Raw genomic sequence first — 24381 nt, forward strand, 5'->3', positions numbered from 1 at the left:
GAGCAGGTCAACGAAGTGGCCCTGCGGGTGATCAGCGCCTCCAACTCGTCGATGGCCAACTCCGACGAGCAGTCCAACCGCACCAACAGCGTCGCCGCCGCCATCAACCAACTCGGCGCCGCCGCCCAGGAAATCGCCGGTAACGCCGCCCAGGCCTCGCAGCACGCCAGCTCCGCGCGCCTGCTGGCCGAGGAAGGCCAGCAGGTGGTGCAGCGCAACATCGATGCGATGAACCGCCTGTCGGACCTGATCGTCACCTCCAGCGAGCACATCGAGACGCTGAACAACAAGACCGTCAACATCGGTCAGATCCTCGAAGTAATCACCAGCATCTCCCAGCAGACCAACCTGCTGGCGCTCAACGCCGCCATCGAAGCCGCCCGCGCCGGCGAGGCCGGGCGTGGCTTCGCCGTGGTCGCCGATGAGGTGCGCAACCTGGCCCACCGCACCCAGGAGTCGGCGCAACAGGTGCAGACCATGATCGAGGAGCTGCAGGTCGGCGCCCGCGAGTCGGTCGACACCATGGGCCAGAGCCAGCGCCACAGCCAGGACAGCATGGACATTGCCAACCAGGCTGGTGAACGCTTGGGCAGCGTGACCCAGCGTATCGGCGAGATCGACGGCATGAACCAGTCGGTGGCCACCGCTACCGAGGAGCAGACCGCCGTGGTCGACTCGATCAACATGGACATCAACGAGATCAACATGCTCAACCAGGAGGGCGTCGAGAACCTGCAGGCCACCCTGCGCGCCTGCTCGGACCTCGAGCAGCAGGCCGGCCGCCTCAAGCACCTGGTCGGCAGTTTCCGCATCTGACCTTGCGCCCTCCCGCGCTGTAGCCGCCAGCCTGGTTGGCGGCTACAGCGCGCCTCGAAACACGATCGAACAAACTATCCTTCAATAAGGTCAACCTTTAGGCGCGTCATCGCCAGATGACACACCCGAGGACGATCCCGGAGGGATGCTGATCGTGCACATCGCCGACATCACCATGTTCTACGCCCCGGCCAGCGGCGGCGTACGGACCTATCTTGATGCCAAACACCGCCGCCTCGACGCCATGCCCGGCGTACGCCACAGCCTGCTGATCCCCGGCGCCAACGCCGGCCATGCCGATGGTGTCTACCAGGTTCCCGCCCCGCCACTGCCGTTCGGCAACGGTTACCGCTTCCCCCTGCGCCTGGCCCCCTGGTGCCAGGTGCTGCGCCGCCTGCAGCCCGAGCTGATCGAGGTCGGCGACCCCTACCTCACCGCCTGGGCCGCCCTCGAGGCCCGGCGCCAGCTCGACGTGCCGGTGATCGGCTTTTACCACTCCGACCTGCCTTTGCTGGTCAGCAACCGCATGGGCAACTGGTTCACGCCCAACGTCGAGGCCTATGTCAGCAAGCTCTACGGCAACTTCGACCGGGTCCTGGCGCCCAGCCAGGTGATGGCCGACAAGCTGCGCCAGCTCGGCGTCAACGATGTGCATGTGCAGCGCCTGGGGGTCGACCTGGCGCTGTTTCACCCGGATCGCCGCGACCCCGGCCTGCGCGCCGCATTGGGCATCGCCGACACCAGCCGCCTGCTGGTGTTCGCCGGGCGCGGCTCGCGGGAAAAGAACCTGCCGGTGCTGCTCGACTGCATGCGCGCCCTGGGGGCGCACTACCACCTGTTGCTGGTAGGCTCGAACATGCCCGCCAGCGTGCCGGCCAACGTCAGCGTAATCGACCACTTCTGCCCAGCGCACGAGGTCGCCCGGCTGCTGGCCAGCGCCGATCTGCTGGTGCATGCCGGCGACCAGGAAACCTTCGGCCTGGTCATCCTCGAGGCCATGGCCAGCGCCACCCCGGTAGTAGCCGTGCACGCCGGTGCATTCAGCGAAATAGTCAACGACCAGTGCGGCCGCCTGTGCCCAGCCAACGATGGCCCAGCCATGGCCAACGCCGTGCGCGAGGTGTTCGAGACCGGGGTGCGGACGCTGGGCGCCCAGGCTCGTCGGCATGCCGAGCACCATTACAGCTGGGACGCGGTGGTCAACGGCCTGCTGCATCACTACCGCGCCGTGCTGGGGCATCAGCCCCAGGTGCGTGCCCATGGCTGAGCAGCCGGGCAGCGCGCGCAGCCTGATGCTGGTGCTGCACGACGTCGCGCCGGAAACCTGGCCGGACTACCAGCCGTTCGTCCAGGCCATCGACGAACTTGGCAACGTGCCCATGACCTGGCTGGTCGTGCCGGACTTTCATCACCGCAATGCACTGACCCGCTCACCGACCTTTTGCCGCTTGCTCGAACGACGCCTGGCCTGCGGCGACGAGCTGGCCCTGCATGGCTACTACCACGCCGACGACGGCCCGCCGCCACGCGGGCCGGGCGAGTTCTTCATGCGCCGCCTCTATACCCACGAAGGAGAGTTCTACAGCCTGGACCAAGCCCAGGCCTTGCAACGGCTGGAGGCTGGGCTGGCGTTGTTCGGCCAGCAGGGCTGGCCGGTCGCAGGCTTCGTCGCCCCGGCCTGGCTGATGAGCGCCGGCACCCGCCAGGCCCTGCGCCAGCTGCCCCTGCGCTACACCAGCACGCCGCAGCACCTGTATCGGCTGCCGGACTTCACCGCCTACAGCGCCCCCGGCCTGGTCTGGAGCGCCCGCAGTGCCTGGCGCCGGGGCCTGTCGAAAGCACTCAGCGACTGGCAATGCCGGCGCTGGCGCGACGCCCCCACCTTACGCCTGGGCCTGCACCCGGTGGACATGCGCCACGCCAGCGCCCGCAACTACTGGCTGGACACCCTGCGGCAGTTGCTGGCCGAGGGGCGCGAACCGCTGACCAAGTCCACCTGGCTGGCCCGCCAGGCCACCCGGTGAACCGCCTGGGCTGGCTGGGCCTGGCCGTGCTGCTGGCGGTACTGGTCCCGGCCTTGCTAGGCGGCAGCGAACTGCTGCCACGCCTGCAAGCCTTCGCCCCCGGGCTGATGGCCTTGTTGCTGGGGATGATCCTGCTGTGCTGGGTCATCAACGCCTTGCGCCTGCGCCTGCTGCTGGGCGAACAGGCCGCGCAGGTTGGGCGGCTGCGCAGCCTGGGGGTGATCATGGCCACCGAGTTCGCCATCTGCACCACTCCCGGTGGTAGCGGCGGCCCGCTGACGCTGATGGCCTTGCTGGCCCGCGAGCGCATCGCCCCCTCGCGCAGCGGCGCGGTGTTCGCCATGGACCAGTTGAACGACCTGGTGTTCTTCTTTTGCGCCATGCTGACGATTGCCGGTTACGCCCTGTTCCACAGCCTCGGCCACAGCCAGCGGCACATGCTGCTGGGCAGCACCGTGCTGCTATGCGCGGCCCTGGCGGGCATTGCCCTGCTGCTGCGCTATCGGCGCGCGCTGATGCGCGGCAACGGCCGCCTGCTGAGCCGCCTGGGCATGGCCCCGGCGCGCCGACGACGCTGGGCGCGCAAGTTGCTGCGCTTCGTCCGCGCCCTGGCCGACACCTGGCGCCTGCCCAAGCGCACCTTGGCATTGGTCTTCACCCTCACGTGCGCACACTGGTGCCTGCGCTACAGCGTGCTGTACCTGGTGTTGAAGGGCTTGGGCGTGGAACTGGCGTGGATTCCGAGCTTCCTGGTGCAGATGCTCGCGCTCAGCGCCGGGCAGTTCAGCCTGCTGCCCGGCGGCGCCGGCGCGGCGGAGCTGACTTCGGCGACCTTGTTGGCGCCGCTGGTGGGGAGTTCGACAGCGGCCGCGGCGATCCTGATCTGGCGCGCGGTTACCTATTACTTCTATCTGTTCGCCGGTGGGCCGGTGTTCGTCTGCCTGCTGGCGCGTCCGCTGTTGCAGCGCCGTCGTCGCCAGGCGGGTTGAGCACGGCCCAGAGCTCGGCGGCACCGGGAAACTCGGTACCATCCTCGGCGCTCAAGGCGCTGGGGTCGAAACGTGCCAGGCAGCCCTCGCCCAAGGTGGCGGGCAATGAAGCACCGGCCTTGTCACCAGGCGCCGCCATGGCTGTCCCTCGCCCCAAACCTTAGTTGAACACCACGGTCTTGTTGCCGTGCACCAGCACGCGGTCTTCCAGGTGGTAGCGCAGGCCACGGGCCAGGACCATCTTCTCCACGTCACGGCCGAAGCGGACCATGTCCTCGATGCTATCGGCATGGCTGACACGCACCACGTCCTGCTCGATGATCGGGCCGGCGTCCAGCTCTTCGGTGACGTAGTGGCAGGTCGCGCCGATCAGCTTCACGCCACGCAGGGCCGCCTGGTGGTAAGGCTTGGCGCCGACGAACGACGGCAGGAAGCTGTGGTGGATGTTGATGACTTTCTCGGCGTATGCCTGGCACAGCTGTGGCGGCAGGATCTGCATGTAGCGCGCCAGCACCACGGCATCGGCGCCGCACTCCTCGACCAGACGCGAGACTTCGGCAAACGCCGGCTGCTTGTCCTGCGGATCGACCGGCACGTGGTGGAACGGAATGCCGTGCCACTCGACCATGCTGCGCAGATCGTTGTGGTTGGAAATCACGCATGGGATTTCGCAATCGAGTTCGTCGGTGTGCCAACGGTGCAACAAGTCGGCCAGGCAGTGCGACTCGCGGCTGGCCATCAGTACCACGCGCTTCTTCTGTGCCGAATCGGTGATCCGCCAGGTCATGGAAAACTCTTCGGCGATTGGCGCAAAGGCCTCGCGGAACGCATCGATACCGAACGGCAGGGATTCGGCGCGGATCTCATGGCGCATGAAGAACCAACCGCTCTGTTCGTCGGAGTGGTGGCTGGCCTCGGTGATCCAGCCATTGTAGAGGGCCAGGAAATTACTGACCTTGGCCACGATACCGACACGGTCGGGGCAGGCAATCACCAATCGATAGGTGCGCATGAGGAAAAACTCCAGAACTTCGCAAAGGCGCACATTCTAGCGAGCTGCCAGGAAAAACGCAGTAATGATCTGCCCGCCGATGCTACTCGGCCCTTGAGCAACAAAAGCCACAACGCTTTTCCCTTCATCCCACAAGGAAATGGCCATTGGCCGAGCGCTATGTAAATTTTTCTTAACCTTCGCCTGATGAATACTGCCGCTGCTATTAATTGATGCAGGACTTTTTTATTGTTTACTTGAGAGTATCGCCTGTCTATTATTGGCCGCACTGTCTCTGTCAACGTATTAAGGAACTCTCCATGTCCCTGATCAACGAATACCGCGCCACCGAAGAAGCGATCAAAGAACTTCAGGCCCGTCTGGCCAACCTGTCGCAAGACGACAAGCTGAAGCAAGAACTGGAATTCGAAGGCAAGCTGCGCACCCTGATGGGTGAGTACTCCAAGTCGCTGCGTGACGTCATTGCCCTGCTCGACCCGGAAAGCAAACTGAGCAAGGCGCCACGTGCCGCCGTCAAGACCACCGCCACCAAGCGTGCGCGCAAGGTCAAGCAATACAAGAACCCGCACAATGGCGAGGTTATTGAAACCAAGGGCGGCAACCACAAAACCCTGAAAGAGTGGAAAGCCAAGTGGGGCGGTGATGTCGTAGAGAGCTGGGCCACCCTGCTCGACTGAGCCGCGATATCGCACATCGCTGCACAATGAAAACGCCGGCATTTGCCGGCGTTTTTGTTTGTCTGCTTATTTCACAGTTGGTAGTTCATTTTCAGCTGTCGGATATGTTCCAACCAGGCCGCCAGCACCTGCCGCCCCGCTTCGCTGGCCTCGCCCCAACTGCTCTGGCATGCCAGCTCGAAGTCACCGACAGTGGTTGGCGCGCCATACACCGGATCGGTCAGGCGTTGCTGACAGAAGCCATGCCAACGGGCACGCTCCTGTTCATCCAGGGTGTCGATGAAGTTGCGGGCGCGGTAGCGGAACAACAACTCCGGCAACCGCGCGTCGTCGAACATCCAGTGCTGCTTGCCCAATAGTCCTGGGTCTGTGTCACGCACTTGCTCGCTCAGGCGCTTGTCCCGGTCACCAATAAATCCGTCATACAACTGCTGCTCGGGATCCTCATTCGCTGCGAACCCTTCCTCCTGGAAGATGATCGCCAACTTGTCCTGCCATTGCGCCTGCTGATTGGCCAACTGCTCGCCACTTGACTGCAAGGCCGGCAAGTCGATGTCCAGGCGTTGCTGATCGTTAGGGCGCAATACCGATAAGGGGGCCAGCACTGGGCAACGGTTGATGTGCACCAACTTCAGTGGCACCGGTAGTTCGCCCTCGGCCATGTCTTCACGCCGCGTGTATAACCGCTGGCGCAAGGCTTCTGCACTTTCCTGGAGCAAGGGCCGGGTATCCTGTTGCAAGTCGCAGACAATCAATGCATTGCGATTACGCGGGTGCCAGGCCAAGGGCAGCACCACGCCGATATAGTTGCGCTGGGCCGAGAAACGCCCGGAAACATGCACCAATGGCTGCAACAGACGAATCTGTTCCATGACCTTGTGCTTACTGCGTAACTGGAACAACCAGTCGTACAACTTTGGCTGCTTCTGGCGAATCAGGCGCGCCAGGGCGATGGTTGCCCGTACGTCGGAAAGCGCTTCGTGGGCCTGGCCGTGATCCAGGCCGTTGGCCTTGCTCAGCAGCTCCAGGCGCAGGCTGGTACGTCCATCCTGCTGCGGCCACTCGATGCCTTCCGGGCGCAGGGCATAGGCGGTGCGCACCACATCGATCAGGTCCCAGCGGCTGTTGCCGCCCTGCCATTCGCGGGCATACGGGTCGAAGAAATTACGATAGAGGCTGTAGCGGGTGACTTCATCGTCGAAGCGCAGGGTGTTGTAGCCGGCGCCGCAGGTGCCCGGGCGCGACAATTGCTGGTGCACCCGGGTCATGAACTCGGCTTCGCCCAAGCCCTGGCTGGCCAGTTGCTGCGGGGTGATGCCGGTGACCAGGCAGGCCGCCGGGTGCGGCAGGATATCGTCGGAAGGACGGCAATAGAGGCTGATCGGCGCTTCGATCTCGTTGAGATCAAGGTCGGTGCGCACTCCGGCCATCTGCAACGGGCGGTCGCAGCGCGGGTTGATGCCGGTGGTTTCGTAGTCGTGCCAGAAGATGCTGGAGCTCACGGGGTCTTCCTGTAACAAGGTCGACCAGAGTCTAGCGGCCCAGGGCGGGCCTGGGCCAGCCTCAGGCGGAGGCGTTCAGCGGACGGAAGCTGAAATAGCCACGCAACGAGCGAACGAATTCGTCGTATTCAGTGGGGGCCTGCAGCAGCATGAAGCCTGCATCGTAATGCCCAGGGGTCTCGTCTTCACGGCACCACAGGCAACTGGCGGTCAGGTTGATGAACTGCGCGCCGCCACCGGCCAGGGGCACCCGCAGTTGCAGTTCGAAGTCCGGCCCCACCAGCACCGGCAGCTGGCTGATCAGCATCAGGCCGTCCTCGGAGGCATTGCCCAGATAGCCGATCTGTTGATCGGTGCAGCGGTTGTAGACCTTGAGTACGCAAGGCAACTGGTGACGTTCTATATGTCGCTCGATAAACATGATCGCAGTGAAATCCTGTACCTGGAGCCAGGAAGACAAGGTACTGGCGATAATCGTTACAACGTTTTAACAGCTTAGCCCAGCCCGACCCGCCGACTACATGAAATCATCGACACCTTCGGATTAACGCCAAGGTGTAGCGCTGACCGGCTTGGCCACCGCCGTGCCGCCGTCACGCAGGTGACCGAGCTTCTCCAGGGTCTGCAGACGGGCCTGGGCACGGTAGGCGTACTCGTTGCGTGGGTATTGCTGGATCAGGTACTGGTAGGTCTGGGCCGCGTCGACGTACAGTTTCTGCCGCTCCAGGCACTGGCCACGTAGCAGCGAGGCCTCCGGGTGGATGAACGGCCGCGCGCGGCTGGTGCGGTCGACCTGCGACAGCTCCAGCATCACCCGTGCGCAATCGCCGCGGTCGTAGGCGCGGTAGGCGTTGTTCAGGTGGTGGTCCATGGACCAGCGGGTGCAGCCGACGACACTGGCCGCCATGGTCAAAACGATCAGGGTGCGCATGGGAATTCTCCTTTGATGGGCAGTGTATCGGCCTTTGCCGGCAAATCTTCACCGCCTTTTGCAAGCATACCCCTGCCGTTCAAATGCCACCCTGCCTTGCATGCCGGTAGTGCAACGGAACAATGACTACAACGCAATTGAGGAGTAGCCTGCTGCTGCGCTTCACTATAGGAGTCTGTGCATGACCATCCGCCGTACCAAAATCGTCGCCACCCTTGGCCCCGCCAGCAACTCGCCGGAAGTGATCGAACAGCTGATCCTCGCCGGCCTGGACGTGGCACGTCTGAACTTTTCCCACGGCACCCCGGACGAGCACAAGGCCCGCGCCCGCCTGATCCGCGAGATTGCCGCCAAGAACGGCCGCCACGTCGCGCTGCTGGGCGACCTGCAGGGTCCGAAGATCCGCATCGCCAAGTTCGCCAACAAGCGCATCGAACTGAAAGTCGGTGACAAATTCACCTTCTCCACCGCCCACCCACTGACCGAAGGCAACCAGGACATCGTCGGCATCGACTACCCCGACCTGGTCAAGGACTGCGGCGTCGGTGACGAACTGCTGCTCGACGATGGCCGCGTGGTCATGCGCGTCGAAACCGCCACCGCAGACGCCCTGCACTGCGTGGTGATGATCGGCGGCCCGTTGTCGGACCACAAAGGCATCAACCGCAAAGGTGGCGGCCTGACCGCACCGGCCCTGACCGAAAAAGACAAGGCCGACATCAAGCTGGCTGCGGAAATGGACCTGGACTACCTGGCGGTGTCGTTCCCGCGGGACGCCAGCGACATGGAATACGCCCGCAAGCTGCGTGACGAAGCCGGCGGCAGCGCCTGGCTGGTGGCCAAGATCGAACGCGCCGAGGCGGTGGCCGACGACGAGACCCTCGACCAGTTGATCCTCGCCTCCGACGCCGTCATGGTCGCCCGTGGCGACCTGGGCGTGGAAATCGGCGACGCCGAGCTGATCGCCATCCAGAAGAAGATCATCCAGCACGCCCGCCGCAACAACAAGGCGGTGATCGTGGCGACCCAGATGATGGAGTCGATGATCCAGAACCCGATGCCGACCCGCGCCGAAGTGTCCGACGTGGCCAACGCCGTGCTGGACAACACCGATGCGGTGATGCTGTCGGCCGAAAGCGCCGCCGGCGCCTACCCGATCGAAGCGGTACAGGCCATGGCCCGTATCTGCTCGGGCGCCGAAAAGCACCCGACCAGCCAGAAGTCCAGCCACCGCCTGCACACCACCTTCGAGCGCTGCGACGAGTCCATCGCCCTGGCGGCCATGTACACGGCCAACCACTTCCCCGGCGTGAAGGCGATCATCGCCCTTACCGAAAGCGGCTACACCCCGCTGATCATGTCGCGCCTGCGTTCGCACGTGCCGATCTTCGCCCTGTCGCCGCACCGCGCCACCCAGGCCCGTGCCAACATGTTCCGCGGCGTCTACCCGATCGCCTTCGATCCGGCCTCGCTGCCGGCCGACAAGGTCAGCCAGGCGGCCGTCGACGAGCTGCTCAAGCGCGGCCTGGTAGAGCAAGGTGACTGGGTGATCCTGACCAAGGGCGACAGCTACCACACCATCGGTGGCACCAACGGCATGAAGATCCTGCACGTAGGTGATCCGCTGGTCGGCTGATCCTGCTCCCGTTGGGGCCGCTTTGCGGCCCTATCGCGACACCAGGCCGCTCCTACAGGCGATCGCATTTTCCTGTAGGAGCGGCCTTGTGTCGCGAAAGGAGGGCAAAGCCCTCCCAGCTCACTCAGGCATGTTCGACGAACACATCGGCAAACACCTGCCCCCGCGGCACCCCGGCAATGAACAACCGCCGGGCAAACCGCTCGACACTCCCCGCGCCGCCGCACACCAGCGCCACCGTCTGCCGCGATGACGGCCGCAACCGCGCCAGCGCCTCATCCATCCGATCGGCCAAGACCAGCTCGACATTCACCCCCGCCATTTCAAGCAACGGCCCGTCCAGATAATGCCCAGCGCCATCGCGCGCCACATGCACCACCCTGATCTCCCCCCGATGCCCCTGGCGCAACGCCTCGCGCAAGATGCCCCACAACGGTGCCAGCCCGGTACCCGCCGCCAGCAGCCACAAGGGCCGATCCTGCCAGTCCAGTTCGTAATGCAAGGCGCCGCCGCGCAGTTCGCCAAGGCGTATCCCATCGCCAACCTGCAAGCCACGCGCAAGGTCGCAGAATGCGCCCGGCCGCTGGCAGTCGATATGAAACTCGAGAAAATCATCCTCCCCCGGCAGGCTGGCCAGCGAGTATGGGCGGGCCACCATGCCCAGCCACAGCACCACATGCTGCCCCGCCTGATAGCGCAGCGTGCGCTGCGGTTTCAGCCGCAAACGCAGCACATCGCCAAACCAGTCCACCGCGCACACCCGCGCCGGCACGCCGTCGCGGTGCGGGTCGAACACCGCCACACGCAGGTCCTCGACTACCCGGCACTGGCAGGCCAGGCGCCAGCCCTGGGCGTGCTGGTCCAGCGCCAGGGCTTCGGGCAAGGCATCCACCGGCTGCCCGGCCAGGCAATGCACCAGGCAGGCATGGCAGCTGCCGGCGCGGCAGCTGTAGGGCACAGCGAGCCCGGCCTCGTTCAAGGCATCGAGCAGGTTGCTGCCGGACGGCACCACCCAGCGGCGCTCGCCCACGCAAAGTTCGGGCATGGTCGGTCTGTCTCCATCGTTCTTCGGGTCACTGTATGCCAAGCGCGCATTGGCAGCAAAAAGGATGCCCGCGCGGCAGCCGACCATGGTCCAGACCACCCGCAGGTGTTTCCCGCGGCGGGGCGCGGTATACTGCCGCGCCTTTTTGCCCCGGCCCGACCAGCCGGAGCCTTGCCAGGCGTTCCTGACATACAGGTGTGCACTGTCGGAATGCCTTTTCGAATGTTCCCGTCTTTAAGAGGAGCGCGCTGCATGACCGTGATCAAGCAAGACGACCTGATTCAGAGCGTCGCCGACGCCCTGCAATTCATTTCGTACTACCACCCCGTCGACTTCATCCAGGCGATGCACGAGGCCTACCTGCGTGAAGAGTCGCCTGCCGCGCGCGACTCCATCGCCCAGATCCTGATCAACTCGCGCATGTGCGCCACCGGCCACCGCCCGATCTGCCAGGACACCGGTATCGTCACCGTGTTCGTGCGCGTCGGCATGGACGTGCGCTGGGATGGCGCCACCCTGAGCGTCGACGACATGATCAACGAAGGTGTGCGCCGCGCCTACAACCTGCCCGAGAACGTCCTGCGCGCCTCGATCCTGGCCGACCCGGCCGGTGCCCGCAAGAACACCAAGGACAACACCCCGGCGGTCATCCACTACTCCATCGTCCCTGGCGACAAGGTCGAGGTCGACGTCGCCGCCAAGGGCGGCGGCTCGGAGAACAAGTCGAAGATGGCCATGCTCAACCCATCCGACTCGATCGTCGACTGGGTGCTCAAGACCGTGCCGACCATGGGCGCTGGCTGGTGCCCGCCTGGCATGCTCGGCATCGGCATCGGCGGTACTGCCGAGAAAGCCGCGGTGATGGCCAAGGAAGTGTTGATGGAGTCCATCGACATCCATGAGCTCAAGGCCCGCGGCCCGCAGAACCGCATCGAAGAGATCCGCCTGGAGCTGTTCGACAAGGTCAACCAGCTGGGCATCGGCGCCCAGGGCCTGGGCGGCCTGACCACCGTGCTCGACGTCAAGATCATGGACTACCCGACCCACGCCGCCTCGCTGCCGGTGTGCATGATCCCCAACTGCGCCGCCACCCGCCACGCCCACTTCGTGCTCGACGGCTCCGGCCCGGCCGAACTGGAAGCGCCGTCGCTGGACGCCTACCCGGAAATCGTCTGGGAAGCCGGCCCAAGCGCGCGTCGCGTGAACCTCGACGCCATCACCCCGGAAGAAGTCGCCAGCTGGAAGCCGGGCGAGACCATCCTGCTCAACGGCAAGATGCTCACCGGCCGCGACGCCGCGCACAAGCGCATGGTCGAAATGCTCAACCGTGGCGAAGAACTGCCGGTGGACCTCAAAGGCCGTTTCATCTACTACGTCGGCCCGGTCGACCCGGTCGGTGACGAAGTGGTAGGCCCAGCCGGCCCGACCACCGCTACCCGCATGGACAAGTTCACCCGCCAGATCCTCGAGCAGACCGGCCTGTTGGGCATGATCGGCAAGTCCGAACGTGGCCCGACCGCCATCGAGGCGATCAAGGACAACAAGGCCGTGTACCTGATGGCCGTCGGCGGCGCCGCCTACCTGGTGGCCCAGGCCATTCGCAAGTCGAAGGTCCTGGCCTTCGCCGAGCTGGGCATGGAAGCGATCTACGAGTTCGAGGTCAAGGACATGCCGGTCACCGTCGCGGTGGACAGCCAGGGCGAGTCGGTGCACATCACCGGCCCTGCGCTGTGGCAGAGCAAGATCGCCGAAAGCCTGGCGGTGGAAGTGAAGTAACCCCCCTGCCGTAGCAAAAAAGCCGCTCCTCTGGAGCGGTTTTTTTTTGCTCCTTGGCAGCCGTGAGATCTATGTACCGCTGTCGTCTGGCTAGCTCCCACTTTAATGAGGCTCGTATCCCACAGCGGGCATCGCTCATGAACTACACACAACAGGCCAATCAGTGGCTCAGCCGCTTCGAAGTCGCCATCACCTCCAATGCCAGTCGCGTCTTCGCCAATGGTCGCCAGCAAGTCGAAGTCACCATCAGCATCGAACCACGCAAAGGCCAGCAGATCAGCGCCGAACAGCTCGCCACCCTGCAGCTGATCGTCATCGACGACGATGGCATCCCACGAGACTTGCAAGGCGACCTGCAGGTGACCGACCGGCGCGACAGCCGATTTGCCTACCACGCCGCCTCCGGAGCGATACCTAGCGCTCTCATGCAGTCATCCCCGCGCACCCTGCGTCGGCGCTTCTACGTCAGCTCCACCCACGCGGGCGGGACACTGAGCACACTGTATGCCGGCATCTGGAAGGACGAGCAGACCCACTTCGAAACCAACCGCGCCCCCTTCCAGTCGTCGGTAGTGATCGAGTCCATCGCCACGCCTGAGCCACATGCATCGATGTTCAGCCTGGAGCTTGAGAAAAAAAATGAAAGCTACAACGTCGAGGGTGTTCACGACGATGAGTTCGAGTACCAGGTAGGCCACTTCGGTTTCAGCGACCCGAGGAACAGGATCGTCGAGAGCCACGCCCTTGCCACGCCCTCGGGTGAAGCATTCTACTGGCGCCACAACTGGGAGCATGTCCTGGTTTCATTCACCGGTACCAACGACTACAGCCAGTATTGCCACGTGACCGCCTACGGCGTGAATGAAACGTTCGAGCGCTACACCGGCGGCGCACAACCGCTCTTTTCCAACCGCCCCAACCACATGACCCTGAGCCTCTACCACCAGCGGTTCTATCGCCGCCATTACAGTGATCGGGCAGAACACGCCAGCCGCTGGACCGTGCTGGACAAGCATGGCAACGCCTACGGTATCGCGTTTTTCGCCACCGAGTCAGGTCGCAACGTCCAGTTCCGCCTTACCCAGGCCAACGACTGACCCAATGCGTCGGAGCCCCGCAACGGGGCTCCATTCGCCCCTTCACGTTCCTGAGACGCTAACCATGTCAAGCCTGCATACCCAGACCAGTAACTTCCTGGAATTCATGAAAACTGGCGTGGACAACCGCACAGGCCAGTTCACCTTGGCGCTCACCCTGCCGCTTCCTCCCGCCAACCAACTGAGTGGTCCGGCGCTGTCGATCACCCTGGCCTTCAATATGCTGGGTTCAAATGCCAACAGAGGCTACGGGCTGGGCTGGGCCCTGGGGCTGTCCGAGCTCGACCAGAACACGCTGAGGCTCGCGTCCGGCGAACAGTACGCCATCGACCAGGAGGCCTCGACTTTCGCGCCCGATACCCCGTTGACCTTCATCGACCAGAAACTCGCGACCCTGCGCGTCACCCCTCAAGCCGATGGCGATTATCGAATAGACAACAAGTCCGGCACGCGCGAAATCCTGCGTGAACAACAAGCCAGCGGCCGCTATCTGGTCGAGCAGATGCACTCCCCGGAAGGCCATCGCCTGTTCATCGACTGGGCGCCCTACGGCAATGATGGCCACTTCATTCTTCAGTGCATCCGCGATGAGCAGCGCAACCTGTTGAGCGTGGAGCAACGGGAGGACGAGGTAGAACTTACCCTCAACCCGCAAACCACCCAGGCCGCGGTGCTGCGGCTGGTGTTGAGCAATGAACGCCTTGTAGAGATCCACCTGCCCGAAGTCGCGTCCCCCATCAGCATCGACTACGACGAAGAGCTTCTGCCCGATGGCGCGCGCCTGCTGTTGCCCTGTGAGGTGCGCAGCCCGCTGGGCGCGCATGACACCATCACCTGGGCGAGCGGTCGCCAGGGGCATCACTTGCCCGCCGATGCACCGTTCCCTTATTTGCCGCGGGTGCTGTCATGGAATCATGGCACCGGCATACCGGGTAACGAACGGGCTCACCATTACCAATGGCTCGGCACCACCAATTACCTGGGTTTTGGCAGCCAGCAGGCCTTCTCCTGGCAGACTGGACGGGACAATCTGTATCAGGTCGAAAGCGAATATCAGTACCAATGTATCGAAACGCTCACCGATGCCAGCGGCCGGGAGCTGGGCAGCATCGAACGGGTATGGGACCGCTTTCACCTGCTGGTCAGCGAAACGACCCGCCTGGGCGAGTGCGAGACCCACACGTACACACATTATGGCGTCGACCCTGATCTGACCTGGGAACAGCAACCCGCCAGTTGCCAACTGCCTCACCGGATCACCACCACGTGGACCGACCATGCCCGAGACGGTGCCAGCCGCAGTGAAACCACAACCTACCGCTATGATGACTTCGCCAATATCACCTACGTGAGCTACCCAAGCGGCATCGAGGAGATCAACCTCTACTACCCCGCCGAGGGCGACGAAGGTTGCCCAGCGGACCCACTGGGCATGGTGCGCTGGCTCAAGAAAAAGATCACCCGCCCCGCACAGGCCCCTGGCAGCGCGCCAACCCTGAGTACAGCCTTTACCTATGAATTGCTCCCCTCGCTGCTCGAGGGCGCGCCTGCACATGTTCTGGTGGCCAGTGAACGCCTGCTCGACGAACAGGGTCATCGTGTCCTGGAGGCAACCCAGCAGTCTTACATCAAGACACCAGGCGTGGCCTACGGTCGTGAAGCCGAGAGTGTCACCGAGCTCAACGGCAAACGCACCACCACCGCCTATCGGTACGAAATCAGCGACGACGAGCTGATCAACACAACCACGATCACCGGCTTCGAGAACGACGAAGCGCATCGTGCCAGCGACAGCTACGGCCAATCGCTTCTGAGTGGGCAGACCTCCTGGGTACGTGACCATGCCGGCAGTTGCAGCCTCTATTACTACGACGCCATGGGCCGCATCGTACGTACCGTCAATGCCGCAGACAGCCCTTACCAGACGGAGCAGACCGCTCGCTACCACCTGGACGACAGCGTGGCTCGCGCAGTCCGCGCCAACGCACAGGACAACCCGGTCATGGTCGAGCAGACCGACTCCACCGGTTGCCGCCAACGGCAGTGGCTCGACGGCGATGGCCGCGTCGTCAAACAGGAGCGTGAGGACCTCGATCATGCCCCTGGCACCTTTCGCGAAATATTGCACACTGTCTACGACGCCCTTGGCCGACCGATCAGCCAGACCCAACGCGACTGGCTTGGCACGAACGACGCCAGCGTGCTCGCCTTGACCCACACGACGGCATACGACGACTGGGGCCAACCCGCCCTGAGCATCAGCCCTGAAGGTATCAGCAGCCACCTACAGAACGATCCTGTCACCCTGCGTAGCGAGCAGTGGCAATCGGCGGGTACAACGCAGGGAGCAAAGCTCGTGGTCCTGCGCGATACCTCAGGCGCTGCCATCGAACAGCAACACCTGACGGCCGATGGTGAACTGGTCCGCACCCACAAACAGGTGCGTGACGGCCTGGGTCGGGTCATCGAAGAGCGCATCGAGGCTGTGGGTAGCCCCGCCCTCATCACCCTCTCCGAGCATGACCACTACGGACGGATCACCCGCCAGACCCTGGCCGATGGTACCCGCCTGTCCTGGACATTCGCCGCCCATAGCGACGATGCGCATGTCGAGTCCCTCACCGTCACCCCACCACAGGAGCACCAGCCATGACTGCCGTGCCAATCGAAATGGGCCGCCAGACCTTCGACGGCCTGGGGCGTCAACTGTCGGTCAGCGTGACCGGCCGCACCACCCACTATCACTATCGCCCCGGTCAACTCCCCCCAGCCGCCAACACCTTGCCCGACGGCAAGCGCGTGGCGTTCACCTACGAGCCTCATTTGGGCAATGCCCTGCTCGCCATCCAGGTCGATGGCGAACCCAACGAACAGCTGGCCTATCACGCACAACTCTGCCGGCCCATCCAGGCCATTGGCCTGCGTGATGAGCAACACTGGTACTTCTCGCCATCTGGCCAACTGACGCGCGACACCTGGATGGTGGATGGCCAAGCGTATGCGACCCACTGGCGCCACTCGTTGCTCGGACGGCGCCTCGGTTTTACCGATACCGCAGATGTTGAGCATCATCGCACCTACGATACCTTCGGCCGGGTATGCCGTGTACGAACCGGCGACATTTGCACCACCTTCAGCTACGACGCTTTCTCACGCCCCTCGATCATCTCCACCGAGGATCTGGCCAGCGGCAAGACTTTGGACAAACAGCTGGACTACGACAGCTTCGGCCGTGAGGCTCGTTGCACCTTCACTGTCAGCGACGCCGGCCAGCGCCACACCTTTGTCCAGACGCAGGCTTACTCCAACCACGATCAATTGCTCTCGCGCACCTGGGAAGCACCTGGCAGGCAAGCGCAGGAGCGTTTTGCCTACGACCTGCGCGGGCGCCTGGTGCATTACACCGCCAACGCCGATGCCGCCCCGCAAGATCCGTTCGGCAATGCCATCGTCGAGCAGCGCTTCGCCTTCAACCCATTCGATGGGCTGCGCGAAGTCGTCAGTCGCTTCGCTGACGGCAGTGCTGACACCGCCACCTTCCGCTACGCGGACACCGACCCCACTCAGGTCGTTTCGATCAACCACACCCACCCCAGCTGGCCGGCCGAGATCACGCTGAGCTACGATGCCTCTGGCCGCGTCGTCAGCGACAGCCTCGGCCGTCGCATGGGCTGGAGCAGCCAGGGCCGCCTGGCCTGCGTCCGCTACCAGGGTAGCACTTGTCACTACCATTACAGGCCCAGTGGCCAGCTGTGCGACCGTGTCGTCGACGACGTACTCATCCGCAGTTTCCACAGTGGTGCCCAGCTGACCCACGAGCAGCGAGAAGGTGAGTGTCTGGCGCTCGCCGCAGACAACACCACGCTGTTCGCCGTCAACCGGGTCACCCATGGGGTACGCCAGAATATTCTGCTCGGTTGCGATAGCCAGGGCAGTGTCCGCCTGGAGGCCGGCAGTGACTTGCTCAGCCGCCGCTACAGCAGCCATGGCGCAGAACCCGAGCAGGCTGGACAAATCCCCTTTGGCTACTGCGGTGAGCGGCGTGAGCCACTTACCGGTTGGGTCAGCCCGGCCGGATACCGTCCCTACGACCCCTTGCTGATGTGCTTCCTTGCCCCCGACAGCGAAAGTCCCTTCGGCCGCGGCGGCATCAACCCATACGCGTACTGTGGCGGCGACCCCATCAACCGCTACGACCCAGACGGCCACAGCTGGCAGAGCTGGGTCCTGGCAGGCGCCGGGGTTGCCATTGGCCTGGTCGCCACGGTCGCCAGCATAGGGGCTGCCATACCCGCCCTTCTTGCCAGCGGTGGGCTCAGTGCCAGCGGTGCATTGGCCGTTGCCACGGCAGCCTTGAACATCGTCTCCCTTGGCACGGGCGCGGCCGACATGGCCATGCACGTCGGTGGCAAGGATGAAAAAGCCGCCAGCATCCTCGGTTGGATATCCCTCGGCACCGGGGCCGGGAGCCTGGTGACCGGCGCGCTGCTTGGCCTAGGCACAGGGACATTGCGGCAGATGAGCAAGCGCTTGCGCATGCCAGGCCGGGCAAGCAGCGTGGCCAGTGGGGGGCGACGCAACGCGCTCCATGCGCCACTGTCCAGTACACCCACTCGGCAATATTGGGGAAGCCAGGCGCTGTACGAAAGACGGCTTGGGCCAGGCCAATACAGCCACGATGTGGTCTGGCACGAACGGTTCCTCGGCCAGTACAGGGCATTCGAGACCCACGGTTCCGCGGATGGCCTGCTGATGAGCGCTGAGGGGAAGATGGTCGATCCGCTGCGCGTCGCCATCCAGGAAATCGCCCCACGACTCAAGGGCGCCGATCCGCGCGAGCCTCTACTCCTGCTGGCCTGCGAAGGTGGCAAGAGCGGGGCCGCACAACAACTGGCCAATCATCTGCAACGCCCGGTTTATGGCTATGACAAGGTTATTGGTGTGGGTGACCTGCGCAATGTGCAAAGGCTCTTCCTCAGCGCTAGCCATACCACGGCGCCTACGCAGGAAATCCCCTTCATGCGTCGGTTGTTGGGGGATCGAGGCTCCTTCTCCAGCCCGAACTATCAAGGGCGTGAGATCGCGACAGGACGGTTCTATTTTCCCCAGATGGCCTGAACATCGGCGCATTTCAGTTGCTGGCACGAGTCCTGTCAGCACAGGCTCGGACTTATACCTGCAATGCCTTGACCCAGAACGAGATGATCTTGTTCGATGGTGCTTGCTCTTGCCGATCACGCCATCGGTAAGACGTGCGCAACGATGGCTCATGCGAAAACCCCCGGTTGCGCCAGAACCCCTGCAGCGGCTTGTAGTCCACTGGCCGCTGCGGGTGCCCAGCCGGCCGCTCCACACTACAGAACGCGCAGACATCGAACCCGAGCAACTGGTGGGCATAGGATTCGCGCTCGATGAAAAAGCGCACGCCCAAACCCTGGCCGCGATACGCCGGCAGCAATACCGATCCAGCAAAGTAATACACCGCTGCCGGATCCCGGCCTTGCGCGAGGAACGCTTGCTGGAAATCAGATGCCTCGTCAACCAATGGCAGGCCAGCGGCGGCGCCAACCACCTCGCCGCCTTCCAGCGCCAGCACCACAAGGCTGCGTCCCGACTCGGCGTAACGGGCCAGATGGTCCGCCTCTTGCTCCAGCGAAGCGTCATAAAGGTAAGGAAACTCGCGGAACACGGTCAGGCGCAAGCGCGCCAGGTCATCGATATAAGGCGCGATGGCCGCGCCATGCAGCAGGCATATGTCCATGAGAAGGCAGTCGTCTGGTCGCAGTGGATCCGCGCTCGGCCAAGCCGGGCCTGAGGAGACACCCTAACATCGCCCTCACTCGCGGCCCTTGCCCGTGTGCGACAGGTATTTCTCCGTGGCCGCAACCAAACCGCACGGCGGCACCGGCGCACACAGACGGGCGTGTGCATTGATGCGACGATATTCCAAACAATCGCCAAGACCTTGCAAGGTCTGCCTGGCGCGGAGCAGCTACTGAATACGCGTGCCCAGCGCCTTGAGAAACGCCGCCAACCACGCCGGATGCGCGGGCCACGCCGGTGCCGTCACCAGGTTGCCGTGCACATGCGCCTGGTCCACGGCGATATCGATGAACGTGCCTCCGGCCAGACGCACTTCCGGCGCGCAAGCCGGGTAGGCGCTGCATTCGCGCCCTTCCAGCACTCCAGCCGCCGCCAGTAACTGGGCGCCATGGCACACCGCGGCGATGGGCTTGCCAGCCTGGTCGAAAGCCTTGACCAGCTCCAGCACCTTGTCGTTCAGACGCAGGTACTCCGGCGCACGGCCACCGGGGATCAACAACGCGTCGTAACTTTCGGCGCGCACCTGGACGAAGTCGTAGTTCAGGGCGAAGTTGTGCCCGCGCTTCTCGCTGTAGGTCTGCTCGCCCTCGAAATCGTGGATCGCCGTGCGCACCGTCTGCCCGGCGATCTTCTCCGGGCACACGGCATGGACGGTATGGCCGACCATGGCCAGGGCCTGGAACGGCACCATCACCTCGTAGTCCTCCACATAGTCGCCCACCAGCATGAGAATCTTCTTCGCCGTCATCGCATCCACTCCATCGGTTGTCTGGGAACAATTCCAGCACGATAGTCTGCTTTGCGTGACGGCGATATACGTCGCTAGTCGCGGCGGTCGAGCAGATTGGCCACCAGCCGGTCCAGCCAACCCCACAGGCGTTGCTGCACCCGGCGCCACAACGGCCTGGCGTGCCAGCGCGCCAAGTCGACTTCCAGGCTCTGGGCGAAGTCGCGCTCGAAGCTGGCCGCCACCGCGGCGGTCAGCGGCGGATCGAGGGCCTCGATGTTGGCCTCGAGGTTGAAGCGCAGGTTCCAGTGGTCGAAGTTGCACGAACCGACGCTGACCCAGTCGTCCACAAGCACCATTTTCAGATGCAGGAAACACGGCTGGTACTCGAAGATCCGCACCCCGGCGCGCAGCAGCCGCGGGTAGTAGCGATGCCCGGCATAGCGCACCGCCGGATGGTCGGTGCGCGGGCCGGTGAGCAGCAGGCGCACGTCGATGCCCTTCTGCGCGGCCCGACGTAGCGAGCGACGCACGCTGAAGGTGGGTAAAAAGTATGGCGTGGCCAGCCAGATGCGTCGCTGGCCACTGTTCAGCGCCCGCACCAGCGCATGCAGGATATCCTTGTGTTGGCGGGCGTCGGCATAGGCCACCCGGCCCATGCCCTGACCCTGGGCCGGAACCTGGGGCAGGCGCGGCAAGCCGAAGCCCTCCGGCGGACGCCAGGCAGTACGACGCTGGTTGACGTGCCACTGGCGGTCGAACAGCAATTGCCAGTCGGTGACGATCGGCCCCTGCATGCGCACCATCACTTCATGCCACTCGCTGGTGTCCTGGTCGGGCCTCCAGAACTCATCGGTGACACCGGTGCCACCGACCACCGCCCAGCGTTCGTCCACCAGCAGCAGCTTGCGGTGGTCGCGGTACAGGTTGCGAAAACCTCGGCGCCAGCGCAGGCGGTTGTACCAGCGCAGGTACACACCGGCCGCCAGCAATCGCTCGCGCAGCACCGTGGGAAACGCCAGCGAGCCATAGTCGTCGAACAGGCAGCGCACCCGCACGCCACGCTGGGCCGCCTGCTCCAGGGCCTCGACCACCGCCTCGGCGCAGGCACCGCCCTCGACCAGGTACAGCTCCAGGTCGACCTGGAACTCGGCGCGCACGATCGCCAGGAGCATGCGCGGGAAAAATTCGGGGCCATCGATCAACAGTTCGAACTGGTTGCCATCCCGCCAGGGGAAGACCGGCCCCGGCATGTCAGCGAGCGGTGAAGATCAGTACCGCGCTCACCGGCACCGACGGGTTGATCGACTTGAGCCCGGCCAGCTTGCGCAGGTTTTCCAGGCCCGGCAGCAAGCCGAAATCCGCCGCGCGCAGGATCAGCGGCTCCAGGGTCACCACCTGGAAGCGCCGCTCGTCCAGGCGCGTGGCCAGCAGCAGGGTGTTGTAGCTGCGGGTCTGGCCATGCAGGGTCACGCTCACCGGCAGGCGCAGTTCCAGCTGGGCACCGTCGGCCAGGTCGTTGATCGGGTGCAGGTCGATCTGGGCCTGCACCTTGGCCTCGGGGAACTGCTCGAAGGCGAACAGGTTGTCGCGCATGCGCTCGTCACGCAGCGGAATGCCGCTACTGATCGAGTCCATCTCGATGCTTACCTCGGCCGCGCCCTTGCGGTCGACCTTGCCGTGCAGCACCAGGAAACGGCTGACCTCGGCGATATTGCCGTTCTTGCCGGTGACGAACGACAGCCGTGAGGATTCGCCGTCCAGGTGCCAGTTGGCCTGGGCGGGCAGGCCCACGGCCATGAACAGTGGAAGCAACAGGGTGGGCAACAGGCGAGACGGCTTGAACATGTGAAATCCTGTGAATCGAAGCCGTCAACCTTACCCCCACGGTTTCATGGCAGCAAGCGGCAGCCCTCCCGCGGGCCTTGCCAGGCGGCCTGGTTGCGCCGGCCAAGGCCCGCGGCGGTAACCAGGCGCCGGTCGCTGTCTTCCTCCAGCAGCCCAAGGGGCAGGTACTGCTTTACATAGCCCCGGCAGTAGGCTGCGTCGAAGCCCATGACGAATCGGCACGAGCAGTACTCCTTGGCCGAGTACGCCGAGAGGATGCCAGGAAAATCCGCCAGTGCCTGACGCTCATGCCAGGCCCAGGCCAGCAACGCCAGCAACGGCAACAGCAGCAACCGCCTCATGCGCCTTCCCCGGCCACGGTGGTCAGCACGCGCTTGAGCAGTTCGTTGTGGCTGAAGCTGGCGTCGCGGTCATCGGCATAGCGCACGATCACCAGTTTCTGCGCCGGCAACACGTACAACGCCTGGCCCCAGTGGCCGAGGGCAGCGAATGCATCGGCTGGGGCGTCCGGCCAGGGCCGCGGCTGGCCGGGCAAGGGCTGGTTCAGCCACCAATGGCCACCGGGGTTGGCCTCGCCGGGAGCAGGCTCGGCAGCCGCGAACAAGGTACGATTGAACGCCACCCAGTCCGCCGGCAGCAGTTGCCGATCGCCCCAGCGCCCGTCGCGCTGCATCAGCAGGCCGATGCGCGCCAGGTCTCGGGCACTCAGGTACAGGTACGAGGAGCCGACATAGGTGCCCGCGCCGTCGCGCTCCCAGACCGCGCTATCGATGCCCAGCGGCGTGAACAGCGCCTGCCAGGGGTAGTCGCTGTAGTCCTGCGCATCGAGCATGCCACGCAGGGTCGCGGCCAACAGGTTGCTGTCGCCGCTGGAGTAGACAAAGCGCTGGCCAGGCGGGCTGTCGGCCGGCCTCGCGGCGGTGAAGGCCGCCATGTCATCGCGGCCCCGGGTGTAGAGCATGGCCACCACCGAGGACTTCAACGGCGCATATTCATAGTCTTCCTGCCAGGCCAGGCCGCTGGCCCAGTGCAGCAGGTCGGCCAGGCTCAGGTTGGGATGCCGCTGCAAGGCCGGGTAATAGCGCGCGGCGGGATCGTCCAGCCTGAAGCGCCCTTGGCCATGGGCCACGCCCAGGAGCGTGGCCAGCACGCTCTTGCTCACCGACCAGGTCAGGTGCGGGGTGTCGGCGCGGGTGGGCGCGGCGTAGCGTTCATGGAGGATGCGGCCATCGCGGATGACCAGCAAGGCATCGGTGCGAATGCCGCCGCGCTCGGCACCGCGCGAGGCAAAGGCATAAGCGTCGACGGCTCGCCAGTCAAGAGCGCTGTGGTCGACTGGCCATTGCGCGGTGGGCCAGTCTTCGGCCCAGGCCGGCGTGACGAGCATGATCAGGGCAAACCAGAGTGCCTTCATGGGACGCATCTGCCTGGGGCTGCCTGGCAGCCCGGATTCAAAGGTCCCCACAGTCTCTCAGGCTTTCATGACAATCCAGCGGCGGCCCAGGCCTTGGCCAGGCGCTGGTCGCGGGCGGCAGTGGCCAGGGCCAGCACGCCCTGGTCGCGTTGCCACAACTGCGCCCACTGCCCAGGGCCGTTGGCCAGGGCCTGGTCGATCTCGCCGCGCAGCCCCTGGAACTGGGCAAACAAGCCACCCAGCAGCAAGTGGCAGGCAACGCTGTCGGCGCATTGCCGGCTGCCCTCGGCACAGCCGGCCAGCAGCGCCACCAGGCGCAAGCGCAAGCCCTGCGGCCAGCCACATTCCTGGGCGACACCATGCAGCCAGGCGACCAGCGCGGCGAGCACATACAGGTCTTCGAGGGAGCGGAACGGCTTGACGTAGGCATCCCAGCCATCGCCGGCAAGCAGTTCGCAAGCGGCGCCCTGCAAAAGCAGGCGACCGTGCCCCACCTCGGGCATCAGCGGCAAGGTCGGCAAGGCTTCCAGGATCACGCCGGGCTCGCCCGGGTAGACCACCGCCAGTTGCAGCCGGGGCGACTCGCCCGGTTCTTCGTGGCGCGCCGCCACCAGCAACCACTCGGCCTCAAGGCCGGCCGTGACGAAGTCCTTGCTGCCGGTCAGGCGCAACCCATCGAGGCGGGTATGCATGTCCGCCGGGCGCACGCTGCGCCGTTCGGTCGCGCACAAGGCGCCAAGACTGGCCGGCGCGCTGGGCCAGAGCACCCGCAGCGCCGCCTGGTAGCCGAGCAGAAAGGCCAGGCCGGGGGTGGCCATGGCCCGGCCACCGAGCACTGCCAATTCGAACGGGGCCGCCGTGCCCAGGCGCGCCAGCAGCGCCGCGTAGGTTTCACCGAGGGTCGCCGCCAGCGGCACCCGCAGCGGGTCGTTGAGTCGTTGCAACCAGGCCATCGCAAGCTCCTTTTGAAAGGGGTGTCACGCAAGCATCACCAAAGATTCACGGGGGTGACACCACGCGTACCTAGGCTGACTTTGCACAACAAAGCCGACCGGCCGCAACCC

General features: G+C 64.5%; 23 protein-coding genes. 10 read left to right on the top strand and 13 right to left on the bottom strand.

The window, feature by feature from the left end; translation table 11 throughout:
* Nucleotides 1-51: 51 nt before the first annotated feature.
* The 4 genes from ACODS5_RS06215 to gpgF all read left to right on the top strand — a co-directional run bounded on the left by ACODS5_RS06215 (nucleotide 52) and on the right by gpgF (nucleotide 3829).
* Complete coding sequence (locus ACODS5_RS06215; protein WP_371041571.1) at nucleotides 52-816, top strand: methyl-accepting chemotaxis protein; 765 nt, start codon at nucleotides 52-54, stop codon at nucleotides 814-816.
* A gap of 145 nt (nucleotides 817-961) precedes the next feature.
* The gene (gene gpgS / locus ACODS5_RS06220) at nucleotides 962-2083 is read left to right on the top strand and encodes an N-acetylglucosaminyl phosphatidylglycerol synthase (RefSeq protein ID WP_489108220.1); all 1122 of its coding nucleotides are present in this window, start codon (nucleotides 962-964) and stop codon (nucleotides 2081-2083) included.
* Entirely contained in the window at nucleotides 2076-2840 is a 765-nt protein-coding gene (gene gpgD / locus ACODS5_RS06225; RefSeq protein WP_134691497.1) for an N-acetylglucosaminyl phosphatidylglycerol deacetylase, read from the top strand. The genes gpgS and gpgD overlap by 8 nt, the downstream gene beginning before the upstream one ends.
* Nucleotides 2837-3829, top strand: coding sequence for a glucosaminyl phosphatidylglycerol flippase (gene gpgF / locus ACODS5_RS06230; RefSeq protein WP_489108221.1), 993 nt, complete (start codon nucleotides 2837-2839; stop codon nucleotides 3827-3829). Before gpgD ends, gpgF begins: the two co-directional genes overlap by 4 nt.
* Here the strand turns inward: gpgF and ACODS5_RS06235 are convergent.
* Entirely contained in the window at nucleotides 3735-3968 is a 234-nt protein-coding gene (locus ACODS5_RS06235) for a hypothetical protein (protein ID WP_134691499.1), read from the bottom strand. The genes gpgF and ACODS5_RS06235 overlap by 95 nt on opposite strands.
* 21 nt (nucleotides 3969-3989) lie before the next feature.
* Entirely contained in the window at nucleotides 3990-4841 is an 852-nt protein-coding gene (gene purU, locus ACODS5_RS06240; protein ID WP_134691500.1) for a formyltetrahydrofolate deformylase, read from the bottom strand.
* 299 nt (nucleotides 4842-5140) lie between these two features.
* Between purU and mvaT the strand changes: the two genes are divergently transcribed.
* Nucleotides 5141-5518, top strand: a complete 378-nt coding sequence (mvaT, locus tag ACODS5_RS06245) for a histone-like nucleoid-structuring protein MvaT (RefSeq protein WP_134691501.1) — start codon at nucleotides 5141-5143, stop codon at nucleotides 5516-5518.
* A 71-nt stretch (nucleotides 5519-5589) separates the two neighbouring features.
* Here mvaT and sbcB read toward each other — a convergent pair whose 3' ends face one another.
* From sbcB to ACODS5_RS06260, 3 genes are all read right to left on the bottom strand, one after another.
* A complete protein-coding gene (sbcB, locus tag ACODS5_RS06250; RefSeq protein ID WP_134691502.1) occupies nucleotides 5590-7020 on the bottom strand; it encodes an exodeoxyribonuclease I in 1431 nt (476 codons plus the stop codon).
* A 61-nt stretch (nucleotides 7021-7081) separates the two neighbouring features.
* Nucleotides 7082-7441 (bottom strand): PilZ domain-containing protein, encoded by a 360-nt coding sequence (locus ACODS5_RS06255; protein ID WP_134691503.1) that lies wholly within the window; start codon nucleotides 7439-7441, stop codon nucleotides 7082-7084.
* Nucleotides 7442-7564: 123 nt separating this feature from the next.
* Nucleotides 7565-7951, bottom strand: a complete 387-nt coding sequence (locus ACODS5_RS06260; RefSeq protein ID WP_134691504.1) for a tol-pal system YbgF family protein — start codon at nucleotides 7949-7951, stop codon at nucleotides 7565-7567.
* 181 nt (nucleotides 7952-8132) lie between these two features.
* Here ACODS5_RS06260 and pyk point away from each other — a divergent pair, with 181 nt between their 5' ends.
* Nucleotides 8133-9587, top strand: a complete 1455-nt coding sequence (gene pyk / locus ACODS5_RS06265) for a pyruvate kinase (RefSeq protein ID WP_134691505.1) — start codon at nucleotides 8133-8135, stop codon at nucleotides 9585-9587.
* Between the two features lie 124 nt (nucleotides 9588-9711).
* Here pyk and ACODS5_RS06270 read toward each other — a convergent pair whose 3' ends face one another.
* Nucleotides 9712-10632, bottom strand: a complete 921-nt coding sequence (locus ACODS5_RS06270; protein WP_489108222.1) for an iron-sulfur-binding ferredoxin reductase — start codon at nucleotides 10630-10632, stop codon at nucleotides 9712-9714.
* A gap of 252 nt (nucleotides 10633-10884) precedes the next feature.
* Between ACODS5_RS06270 and ACODS5_RS06275 the strand changes: the two genes are divergently transcribed.
* The 4 genes from ACODS5_RS06275 to ACODS5_RS06290 all read left to right on the top strand — a co-directional run bounded on the left by ACODS5_RS06275 (nucleotide 10885) and on the right by ACODS5_RS06290 (nucleotide 18623).
* Nucleotides 10885-12408 (top strand): fumarate hydratase, encoded by a 1524-nt coding sequence (locus ACODS5_RS06275; protein ID WP_217853116.1) that lies wholly within the window; start codon nucleotides 10885-10887, stop codon nucleotides 12406-12408.
* A gap of 137 nt (nucleotides 12409-12545) precedes the next feature.
* Nucleotides 12546-13505, top strand: coding sequence for a hypothetical protein (locus ACODS5_RS06280; RefSeq protein WP_489108223.1), 960 nt, complete (start codon nucleotides 12546-12548; stop codon nucleotides 13503-13505).
* A gap of 64 nt (nucleotides 13506-13569) precedes the next feature.
* On the top strand, nucleotides 13570-16158 hold the full coding sequence (locus ACODS5_RS06285; RefSeq protein WP_489108224.1) for an RHS repeat domain-containing protein: 2589 nt from the start codon (nucleotides 13570-13572) through the stop codon (nucleotides 16156-16158).
* Nucleotides 16155-18623, top strand: a complete 2469-nt coding sequence (locus ACODS5_RS06290) for an RHS repeat-associated core domain-containing protein (protein ID WP_489108225.1) — start codon at nucleotides 16155-16157, stop codon at nucleotides 18621-18623. Before ACODS5_RS06285 ends, ACODS5_RS06290 begins: the two co-directional genes overlap by 4 nt.
* Before the next feature lie 52 nt (nucleotides 18624-18675).
* On the opposite strand, the gene ACODS5_RS06295 is transcribed toward ACODS5_RS06290, so the two are convergent.
* The 7 genes from ACODS5_RS06295 to ACODS5_RS06325 all read right to left on the bottom strand — a co-directional run bounded on the left by ACODS5_RS06295 (nucleotide 18676) and on the right by ACODS5_RS06325 (nucleotide 24270).
* Entirely contained in the window at nucleotides 18676-19266 is a 591-nt protein-coding gene (locus ACODS5_RS06295; protein ID WP_489108226.1) for a GNAT family N-acetyltransferase, read from the bottom strand.
* Between the two features lie 231 nt (nucleotides 19267-19497).
* Nucleotides 19498-20076 (bottom strand): DJ-1/PfpI family protein, encoded by a 579-nt coding sequence (locus ACODS5_RS06300; protein WP_489108227.1) that lies wholly within the window; start codon nucleotides 20074-20076, stop codon nucleotides 19498-19500.
* A 74-nt stretch (nucleotides 20077-20150) separates the two neighbouring features.
* On the bottom strand, nucleotides 20151-21308 hold the full coding sequence (locus ACODS5_RS06305; protein ID WP_489108228.1) for a phospholipase D-like domain-containing protein: 1158 nt from the start codon (nucleotides 21306-21308) through the stop codon (nucleotides 20151-20153).
* Between the two features lies 1 nt (nucleotide 21309).
* Nucleotides 21310-21903, bottom strand: a complete 594-nt coding sequence (locus tag ACODS5_RS06310) for a YceI family protein (protein WP_134691516.1) — start codon at nucleotides 21901-21903, stop codon at nucleotides 21310-21312.
* Nucleotides 21904-21947: 44 nt separating this feature from the next.
* A complete protein-coding gene (locus tag ACODS5_RS06315; RefSeq protein WP_489108229.1) occupies nucleotides 21948-22244 on the bottom strand; it encodes an amidase in 297 nt (98 codons plus the stop codon).
* Entirely contained in the window at nucleotides 22241-23317 is a 1077-nt protein-coding gene (locus ACODS5_RS06320; RefSeq protein ID WP_489108230.1) for a serine hydrolase domain-containing protein, read from the bottom strand. Before ACODS5_RS06320 ends, ACODS5_RS06315 begins: the two co-directional genes overlap by 4 nt.
* Nucleotides 23318-23382: 65 nt before the next feature.
* The gene (locus ACODS5_RS06325; protein WP_134691519.1) at nucleotides 23383-24270 is read right to left on the bottom strand and encodes an acyl-CoA dehydrogenase middle domain-containing protein; all 888 of its coding nucleotides are present in this window, start codon (nucleotides 24268-24270) and stop codon (nucleotides 23383-23385) included.
* Between the last annotated feature and the right edge of the window lie 111 nt (nucleotides 24271-24381).

The organism is Pseudomonas sp. FG47 (genome assembly GCF_057809115.1).